The sequence below is a fragment of the Chryseobacterium sp. 2TAF14 genome (assembly GCF_052115105.1).
Taxonomy (GTDB): domain Bacteria; phylum Bacteroidota; class Bacteroidia; order Flavobacteriales; family Weeksellaceae; genus Chryseobacterium.
The window spans coordinates 1-9,979 of the sequence record NZ_JBFRGA010000122.1 but is presented as its reverse complement, the minus strand read 5'-3'; the positions used below and the strand labels follow the sequence as shown (position 1 = coordinate 9,979).

The 9,979-nt window shown below is 32.9% G+C and carries 10 protein-coding genes; all 10 read right to left on the bottom strand.

Going from position 1 to position 9,979, the window contains the following annotated elements; all coding sequences use genetic code 11:
• On the bottom strand, positions 1–1,103 hold a 1,103-nt coding region (locus AB4Y90_RS12495; protein WP_441557904.1), incomplete at its 3' end, for a glycoside hydrolase family 3 protein.
• Positions 1,104–1,410: 307 nt separating this feature from the next.
• Positions 1,411–2,028, bottom strand: a complete 618-nt coding sequence (locus AB4Y90_RS12490) for an alpha-L-fucosidase (protein WP_441557903.1) — start codon at positions 2,026–2,028, stop codon at positions 1,411–1,413.
• Positions 1,992–2,603 carry an alpha-L-fucosidase gene (locus AB4Y90_RS12485; protein WP_441557902.1) on the bottom strand — a complete coding sequence of 204 codons (612 nt, stop codon included), beginning with the start codon at positions 2,601–2,603 and terminating at the stop codon, positions 1,992–1,994. The genes AB4Y90_RS12490 and AB4Y90_RS12485 overlap by 37 nt, the downstream gene beginning before the upstream one ends.
• Before the next feature lie 622 nt (positions 2,604–3,225).
• The gene (locus AB4Y90_RS12480; protein ID WP_441557901.1) at positions 3,226–3,936 is read right to left on the bottom strand and encodes a YqjF family protein; all 711 of its coding nucleotides are present in this window, start codon (positions 3,934–3,936) and stop codon (positions 3,226–3,228) included.
• Between the two features lie 129 nt (positions 3,937–4,065).
• Positions 4,066–4,455, bottom strand: coding sequence for an SRPBCC family protein (locus AB4Y90_RS12475; RefSeq protein ID WP_441557900.1), 390 nt, complete (start codon positions 4,453–4,455; stop codon positions 4,066–4,068).
• 138 nt (positions 4,456–4,593) lie between these two features.
• Complete coding sequence (locus tag AB4Y90_RS12470) at positions 4,594–5,376, bottom strand: fatty acid desaturase (RefSeq protein WP_441557899.1); 783 nt, start codon at positions 5,374–5,376, stop codon at positions 4,594–4,596.
• Between the two features lie 497 nt (positions 5,377–5,873).
• Complete coding sequence (locus AB4Y90_RS12465) at positions 5,874–6,275, bottom strand: hypothetical protein (protein ID WP_441557898.1); 402 nt, start codon at positions 6,273–6,275, stop codon at positions 5,874–5,876.
• A gap of 7 nt (positions 6,276–6,282) precedes the next feature.
• Complete coding sequence (locus AB4Y90_RS12460) at positions 6,283–6,627, bottom strand: hypothetical protein (protein ID WP_441557897.1); 345 nt, start codon at positions 6,625–6,627, stop codon at positions 6,283–6,285.
• A 71-nt stretch (positions 6,628–6,698) separates the two neighbouring features.
• Entirely contained in the window at positions 6,699–7,202 is a 504-nt protein-coding gene (locus AB4Y90_RS12455) for a GbsR/MarR family transcriptional regulator (RefSeq protein ID WP_441557896.1), read from the bottom strand.
• Positions 7,203–7,356: 154 nt separating this feature from the next.
• On the bottom strand, positions 7,357–9,979 hold a 2,623-nt coding region (locus AB4Y90_RS12450; RefSeq protein WP_441557895.1), incomplete at its 5' end, for a TonB-dependent receptor plug domain-containing protein.

The following is a 9,979-nucleotide window of genomic DNA, read 5'->3' as shown; positions in this document are numbered from 1 at the left end:
ACATAAGGGTTTTCAAACAAACCTAGTTCAAATTTCGCTCTCAAAACTCTCGCCACCGCATCATCAATTCTCTTTTTCGAAATTCTTCCATCCAAAAAAGGAGGAATAAATAATTTATAATGTTGATATTCGGTTTGGAAAATCACATCCAATCCCGCATTGATCGCCTGTGCAGAAGCATCATCATAATCTTTTGCTGTAAAATGCAGAACATTTGCACCGCCAACTGCACTTGCATCGCTGATGACGAAACCTTTGAAATTCCATTCTTTTTTTAATTTTTCGGTCAGTAACCAATGATTTGCCGTTGAAGGTCTTCCATCCAACAAATTATAAGAGGTCATCACCGAACGACTTTTCCCTTGATTAAAAGCTTTTTGAAAAGGAATCAAATGGGTTTCCTCCAAATATCTTTTGCTCCAATGAATCGGATATGAATCTCGCCCGCCTTCACCGACATTTGCTAAAAAATGTTTCGGAGTCGTAATAATACCCATATTTTCAAAAGAACTGACGAAATTCACGCCCATCACGGAAGTCAAAAACGGATCTTCGCCGTAAGTTTCTTCCGTTCTTCCCCATCGAATATCATTCACCAAATTCACAACCGGCGTCAAAATCTGACGAATTCCTCTTAATTTTGATTCTGTAGCAATCTCTGTCGAAACTTCTTTCATTAATTCGGGATTGAATGTTGCCGACAAACCGATCGCCTGCGGAAAAGCTGTTGCACCTTCACGCATCAATCCATGTAAAGCCTCATCAAAAGGGATAATGGGAATTCCCAAACGAGATTCTTCCACAAAATATTTTTGAATCGCATTGATTTTTTTTGCTAATTTTTCCGCACTTTCATTAGCATTATACTGCAATAATTGTCCGGCAACTCCACCGCCTTGATTTCCCGCACTCACCTTCAAGCCGAAAATTCCGTGAGCATATTGATCTTTCGGAACGTTATCCAGATCTCCGGGAATCATGAAGCATTGCCAGAATTTTTCTTCAGGTGTCATGCGTTTCAGTAAATCCTGAACTCTGGCTTCAACAGGTTGTTTTGGGTCTTTGTATAATGGTTTTTGAGCTGAAATAAATGTTATGCTCAATAATGAAATTACTATAATTTTAAATCGAAGTTTAAAATGCATTGCTAATTTTATTTTAATTATTGTTCTTTTGTCTTGAAATCGTAGATTCGACGAAGTCAAACAAAAGAACCAAAAATTCAAGACTTGGGACTCTTTGCTAAAAATAAAATCTGTTCTCTAAAAATTCTAAAACTCGCGCGAATTTGAAGTTTGTTTTCAATTCAAGATTTGTTTCGCGCTTCAAACAATAGGAATTTCTTAACGGATTAAATTTTAATTTTTTTAACGCTCCGATTTCCTAAGTCATTTTAGAGACTTTTTTTAGTTATTGTGTTACCTGAATTACCGTTGAATATTTTAATTGATTTCTTTCTTTTGGTAAATTTATTTCAATTGAGTTTCCATTTTGTTTCCATTTAATTTTATCAGATAAACCTAAAACTTTTAATGATTTCGGTTTAAAATTTTCTGGAATTGTGAAATTTAACGTTGGTGGAGATTCATAAGTTGATTGATCATTCAAGTGAAAAATATTCACCGTTTTTCCGTCTTTGCTTTGCGTATAATAAAAATTGCCGTCATGGTAAGGCGCAATACTTCTTGTTGCAAAAACTGCCGACTGATTTTTGTCCATCCAACCTGAAATTTCTCTTAATCTTTCATAAACAATCGGATCATAATCTCCGTTCGGTCCGGGAGCAATATTCATCAGGTAATTTCCGCCTCTGGAAATAATTTTCACCAACGTTTCAATGATTTTCTGAGACGATTTATAATTGTCATTCGGAACATACGAAAACGAATCGCCCATCGTAATGCAGCTCTCCCACGGAATTGAAAGTGCTTGTTCGGGAACGGCTTGTTCGGGTGTCACATAATTTTCCCATTTTCCAGGAACGGTGCGGTCTACCACAATAATTCCGGGTTGTTTTTTTCGAGCCAATAATCATCGGAATGCCAATCGGGTTTTGAGAAATAGGCTCCGATTTTAAAACCGTTTTTTCTGAAAGTGTTAAAGATCTCTTTTGTTATATCCGCTTTCGGATTTTTAGAGAAAGGAGTTTTTGAAGAAGTTATTTTGTAATCAGACTGTTGGGTATCAAACATTGCAAAACCATCGTGATGTTTTGTTGTGAAGACCACATATTTCATTCCAGCTTTTTTTGCTGCATCTGCCCATTTCTGTGGATTGAACTGAGTCGGGTTGAAAGTCGTCTGAAGGTTCTCATAATTTTTCACATATTCATAGTAAGATTTTCCGTGCTCAGGTTTTCTTTGAGTCCACGATTCATCTTCCGGGCAAAGGCTCCAGCTTTCTACAATTCCCCATTGGCTGTACGTTCCCCAATGCATGAAAAGACCGAATTTTATATCCTGCCAATTTTCAAGATTCTGCACAACAAGCGGATCTGTAGGTTTTTGATACCCTTCAGAAACATTGTGTGCCTGTGAAAAAAAAGTGGATGACAGGAGTAACGACGAAAGAAAAAAGGTTTTCGTTTTTGGTTTGATAAACATTCAGGTTAGTTTTTGCTAATTTAATGTTTAACCGGAAAATTTCTACCAGAAAAGGCATAAAAGTTTTTTGACATCTTTTAGTTGTGAAATATTTAACAATAAAAGTTTTTTGACACATAAGTCACATGAGTTTTAAGTATAATGGTTTGAAAATATTTTAGATCACATAAGAATAAAAATCAAAGATTTTTTTTACGAGAGCGTAACTACTTTTTTTATAATTAAACAGGACTCTGATAGAGTGCAAACAACCTTAGATTCCCCTGCAAGATTGATTGGGGCATCAGAGTTTTAAAGTACGTTTTTTCCAATCACAAAAATTTATGGCATCGCAGTACATTTCGTTTTCATGTTTGGGATTTCGTGTTAAAATATAAACCTGATTTTCTTTTCCGGTAAAATATTTTTCAAGGTTTTTTGCCGAGGGCTGATTGTTTATGGGGTATTATTTTCAATAGGATTACATCCTATTCTGATTTAAATCGTCCTTTCAGGACTCTATTCAAATTATTATTATTTTAACATTGAAAAAAGTAGATCATGCTTATTGTTAAAATGCTTCGACTTCGCTCAGCATGACATTACGAATACTAAATATTTTAATATTGAAAACTTACCTTAATTAAGCTTTAGCTAAATACTTCTTCGTTCTTACTTCTATTTCAGAGCCTTCTGCGAGCATTACAGAAATTGGTTTTTGATGGTTGAGACATTCAAAGTCTTTTCCATAGACCTGTTTAAAATCAATTTCAAGCTTATGCTTTTTCACCAGATACCATTCCCATTTTGGGTGGCAAACTTCGTATTCTGAAGTTTTGCTTCCTTTTTTTGTAAAGCCCCAATAATGCTCTGTAATAAATTCAAATTCAGATTTATCTTCCATCGTTCGGGAAGTAGTTTCGGCTGTAATATGTATAGAATACCAATCTTTATCTTTCCATGAATATTTTACAATCAAATCATCTTCGGTGTAATGCATCTGATTTTTCATCTTATTTGTCTTGTAATTTTCTTTGTAAACAAAATTGGCAACAATGCTCAATGCATATTTCGGAACAATTTCTTTGATGAAAACAACTCCCCTTTTCCATTGATCCCCGTCTTTTTTCTTAACATAAAACCTCAGATTCACTTCTTCAAAATTTCTATGAAAAGGAATCGGGAGTCCTAATAATTTAGTATTTAAAAACATAAATCCTACCAAGCTCACGTAACATTTTCCATGATAAAAATCGAGTTCGGTTCCTTTGGGAAGGTATTCTAATAAGATTTCGGGATTGATTTCGTAATTGATGATGGCCAATTTCCGCCATTCGGCTTTTAGGAATTTCATATTTTGAGATTTGAGGTTCGGGATTCGGGATTCGGGATGTGAGATTCAGAGTTTTTAATTCGTGGTTTTGTTTTTCTGGTTATGGGTTTCTGGTTCTTGATTCTTGATTCTTGATTCTTGATTCTTGATTTATCGTTCAGCTGTAATTTTGATTATTTTATTGCGTTCTAAAAGAAATTTTTTGAGATAATATTTTAGGAAAATACGATTAAAAATCTTACCAATTATTCCAAAAGGAGATTCGAATTCTAAAATATCTGTCATGATCGTGTTGTCGCCTTCTTGTTTAAAAAGATGTTGATGTTTAAAAGATTTAAAAGTTCCTTTCAGCATAATATCTGTGAATTGGTAAGGCTTTTTCATATTAATAATTTTCGAAGTATGGGTTTGGTAAACACCTAAATGTTTTCCTCTCCAGGTTACGGTCTCGTTGTTTTCAATTAATCCTGAAGTTCTTCCTGCAATCGCTTTTTCGTGGGTTTTTGAAGTTGATTTTTGATGCAGATCAATATCTCTCAATAAATCGAAAACTTTGTGAATATCTGCTTTTATTGTTGTTTTTAAATGAATTGTTTACATGGTTTTGTTTTTATTGTGGATAGGATTTGCATTCTATCCTGATTTAAGTCGTCCCTTCAGGACCCCATTTTAACACTTCTAAAAGGTTTGTTTTTTATTTAGTTCAGGTAAAACTTTATCAATTCTTTTTGCAAGTTCAGGCAATTTTATGGTTGGAACTGCCGGAAAAAGATGATGTTCCATATGGTAAAACATGCTGAAAGTTAATTTATTTTTCCAGGATTCGCGTTGTGTTCTTGCTATGTTCGGGTTTTCCTGAGTGTCATGATGAACTGTCCAGACTGCGAAGAAAGCCATTAAAAATTCGCCAAAAAACATGATTAAAATATGATATTTAAGAAAAGCAATCTGAAAATAGAAAGCAGTAAAAACAAATACTGAAATTGTAATCAGTTCAAAAAACATATTCTGCTTGTATTTTTTATTAGCTAATTTAAAAGTCATCCAATGGATTAAAAACATATGTTTCGGACCGTAGAAAATTGCTTCATACCATTTCATGGAAGCAGATTTCCCTTCATAATCTTCTTCAGAAAGACAGAATTTGTGGTGTCTGATGTGATTAAATTTCACAGCATGAATGGAGGTTATCATTGAAATACTGTTTAAGTACAGTGAAAGCCAAGTCAGAAATTTACCTGTTCCCAGAGAATTGTGAAACCCGTTATGTACCTGTCTCAAAGCAGTCAAAAAATAAAACCCGGAAAACGGAAGCGCCACCCAATAATATCCTTTGTAAGCTAAAAATAAAGAAATCAAAAGCCAGGGCAAAGAAATATTGTTTTCAATTAACATTTCCCTGCTGGAAAGGTTTTTCAAATCTTTCCATTCTACTTTTTTTATTAATTCTATATGGTTCATTTTTTAGTTTTTTTTAAGGTTAATTAATTATTTTGATGCATCGCTCTGTAACTGTCGAAAAGATAAATGATCGCTAAAACAGGACTGTAAAAAACAGAAAGTATTGGCAATATGATAAAGATTGTAAATAAAAAATCGACATCATTAAATACAAATAATAAAAATATTGACGGAAAAATGGGTAAAATTAAAAACCCATAAATTTTAAAAAGAACTGATTTTTTGTAATTATAATTTGATCTTATTAAATAACTTATCATTTGAGAAATGCCCACTCCAACATAAAACAACCAAATGAATCTTTCATTTCCGAACAGAAGTGTAACCAAAACGATAATTGAAATAACCGAAAATATGGTCAGCTGAAAGTAAAAGTCATCTTTTAAAAAAGTTTTCATGGCATTAATTCTAAAGCATTCGACTTTTTGATTTTCCTCCGAAGTAAAAAACGAGGAAGAGATGAATGATTAAATTTTTCATACTAATTGATTTTAAAGTTAAGATTCTACAGCATGTTCGTCATTAATTTTGTCTTTATTCATTGCATGTTTACGTCCTTTTAAGAAAAGTAGAAGATTAAGAAGCATCATTACTCCGAGATAAATTGAGAATCCGCCAATTTTTTTGCTCAGCGCAACAACTAATCTTTCCATGGTTTCGATTTGGAAGAACTCGATAATACAGAGCGCAAAACCAATATTTAAGAGATAAAATCCTATTTTAAACAATGAATTGGTTGCCATCGCAATGTCTTGTTTCTGATGAAAAATATCAATCATAAATGTTTTTGAATTTTTAAAAAGAAATTGAGAAACAAGCACTGTCAAAGTAATGACAATTGGTAAGTAAATCATGTACGCTGAAAAGTTGTACGTCTGGGTAAGGATAGTTGCAGTCATGATAATTTTATTTTATTGTTAATTTTTTTCTTAAAATATAAAGCGTGAAAATATTGATGAAATGCAATGCACAAAGGATCAAAACAATAATTCCGATGCGGGATGAAACGTTAATTAAAAGTTCTTCTTTATTTGAAATTTTTTTCCAAAAACTCAGATTGATGGCGATATAACCGAGATTAACGAGATAATAACTAACAAGTAAAATTCGGTTAACTGTTAAACAAAAATCTTTATCATTAATAAGGTATTCCAGATATATTTTTCCTGAATTGAAGCACCTTCTTCCCACATCGATGGTAATAAAAAAGCTGATTCCCAGAAATAACAGATATGAAATGATATTGTACATCTTATAATTATTATATTTTCAATAATTTTTGAAAGTTAATCTGAAATAAAAAAGGATTTTTAATGTCCTTTCTATTTTAATAAATTGGTGATCTTTCCGACCAGCCAATGATCGTCGCTTTTTATTGCAAGATCCATAATATTATTAATTTTGCTTGTCACCGAGCTAAAATCGTTCATCAGTTTTATAAACTCTTTAGCTTCCTCCGAATCTTTATCTTCAATATTTTTCAGTTCATCCAAAAAAGCTACAACCGGCTCTATTTCTCTTTTTCTGCGCTCTTTGGTAATTTGTTTAAACAAAAACCAAACGTCTTTTTCGGCAACGAAATATTCTTTTCTGTCACCTTTGATGAATTCTTTTTTTACAATTCCCCAATCCATCAATGCGCGAAGATTCATATTGGCATTCCCTCTCGAAATTTCAAGCATTTCCATCACTTCATCGGTAGAAAGCGGTTTTCCATTGGCTAAAAGTAAAGCATGAACCTGCGCCATCGTACGGTTGATTCCCCAGCTCGTCGCAAATGTTCCCCAAGTCTGAATGTATTTCTCTTTGGCTTCTGAAAGCTGCATTTTCTGATTTTTTTAAATTTCTATTACAAATATAATAATAGTTTTTGAATTTTCAATAATTTTTGAAAGTTTATTTTAAATTTTTTCCTTCTTTATGTTTAAGTTAAAAAATCTCAGTCCGCATGAACTGAGATTTTCTAATTACTTACTTTTTCTAAGGCTCTATTTTAGCTTTAACACCTTCGTTCCAAAACTTAGATTCTGGCATATAATATAAATAGACATTGCTTGCTTTTCCTGTATATTCCCCTGCAAACTCAACTTTTAAATCCAGATTAATGGTTTTCGTTTCGTTAGCATCAAAATGTTCCCAATACAAAACCAAGTAATTATCAAAAACTTCATAATAAGAAACCTGCTTTTTATCAACCATATCTTTCAACAAAGCATTTTGTAAGGTTAAACCTGCAGGAATTCCGATCTTTGCTGTCGTCATTGGTAATTGCCCGTTGATTTTATTTTTTACCGTTACAACCATTCTGTTGGTTTCGCCTACTTTTGAAATTTCAGATTTAAGTTTTGTTTCTAAAGTAACAGGAATATTCTCACTTTTTGGAGCGGCTAAAGTGTAATACTGATAATCTAATTTGTAAGGTAAGCCTTTGTCACACAAATATTCTATGCTCAAATTATTTTCACCTTTTTTAAATGCAGATGAAAACATGATGTTTGGCGAAACTTTAGCATTATTTATTCTAATTTCTGGTTTATCAATTCCAAATAACTTTTCATTTTTAGCGAAGAAATCGGATAATGCTTCTAAAGCCACGGTTGTAGCCTGAGTTGAGCCAAATCCGTAATATCCGTTATAATTGATCAGCTCGTCTGCAACTTCGGCTATTTTCAGCTGATTGCTATTTTCATTTTTCTGTAAAGCCATCATGTAAAGCGATAGCGTTTCTGCATTGGCAGAAATTCCTTGTGAACCGGTAAATGTGGTTTTGGTTTTTACATCTTTATTTTTGTACTGCTCATTTAAAATAGAAAGCAAATTATTATAATTTTCATTCTTTCCAAGGTTTGAAGAAACATTTGCCATTAAAGCCAACTGATAAGAATCTTTTGTTGCCAAAACTCTTTTCAGGCTGATTTCATAAGTATCCTGAATTTCATTTTTAAAACCAAGCTTAGACAATGCATACAAAGCATACATATTTCTGGACCATGAATATTCTGCATATTCAGATTTAGACTCATAACTTCTTCTCACTTCAAAAAGTCCATTTGCATTTTTCTTTGACAGGATAAATGATGTAAGATTCTGAACCAGTTTTGCATCTACTTTCACATATTTTTTTAAATCTCTGAACTGAAGCAAAGCAAAAGCCGACAAGGCAACATCAGATTCACTGTCCCCGAAATAAGAGAAACCGCCATCTTTATTTTTATAAGACAGCATTTTTTCGAATCCTTTTTTCATATTTTTAACGACGCTGTATTCTGTTCCTGAAGTAATTTTATGAGTAGATTTTAAGTAATCAAGAATAAAAACATTCGGGTAAACCGTCGAAGAAAGCTGTTCAAAACATCCGTAAGGTTCACGTTTCAGTCTTTCAATATCTTCAAACATTTGCAATGCTGAATTTTCATAGACGTAATAAGATGCTTCAAAACTTCCGTTTACGTATTCAGGAATATTGATCTTTATATTCTCCGGTTTGTTATTTACAATCGAAAAATGATGCGGAAAACCTTTTTCCTCCACTTTCAGAGGCAAGATCATTGTTTCCCTGAAATCTCCTGACTTTACAGTGAACTGAATATTTGAACTAATTAAATTATCAGTCTGCATTTTCACAAACAACCTTCCTGATTCTAATGGTTTTAAGGTAATTAAACTATCTGCTTTCATCAGCTTAATATGATTCGGAACAATAACATTCATCGTCAATATTTTTGTTTCGGAAGAATTGTTTTTAATGACAACGGGAATCATCATCTGATCGGTTCTTGTTAAATATTGCGGGATTTTAGCATCAATAGAAATTAAACTTTGTGCTGCATAAGTGGTTTCATCTCTGCCAATCAATCCTGAAGCAGCAATTCCTTCCGTCATAATTCTGAAAGCAGAATTGGCATCAGACTGATAAAATTCTATTTGGGCTTTGCCTTTTTTATCGGTTTCTATAACAGGATTCCAATACAAAGTTTCGCGGTAATCGTGGCGGTATGAAGTATTTGTGGTTTCATAAACCGGATAAGAAAATTTTCGGTAACCGTCATAATAATATGATTTATCGTAAACTGTCAAACTATCACCCGGAATATTTTTTACCGCAAAATAAGTTTTGGGAGTTATATCAATTTTAAGGTTTGAGTTTTTTCCATTTTTAGAATTGATAATAATTACACCATTCGCGCCTCTGTTTCCGTAAATAGAAGTAGCTGCAGCATCTTTCAAAACTGAGACAGAATTAATATCACCTGGATTTAAATTTCTGAATTGTGTAGAATTTGAAACCATTCCATCAATAACATATAAAGGATCTGATTGTGATGTTATCGACGACACACCTCTGATCATCGCATTTACTTTACCTGATCCTGAAGAACCTGAAGCAAAATTTATTGACAAACCTGCTGCTTGTCCTTGTAGAGATTGTAAAACAGATATATTAGGTCGGTCTTCAAACATTTTTGATTCAACGGTTGTAACAGAACTTGTTGTAAAAGACTTTTTCAAAACATTATTATATCCTAAAACAACCACTTCTTCTATTTGTGTATCTCTGGAAATTGTATCTTTTCTAGAATTCACAGAGGGTAAAGTTTTTATC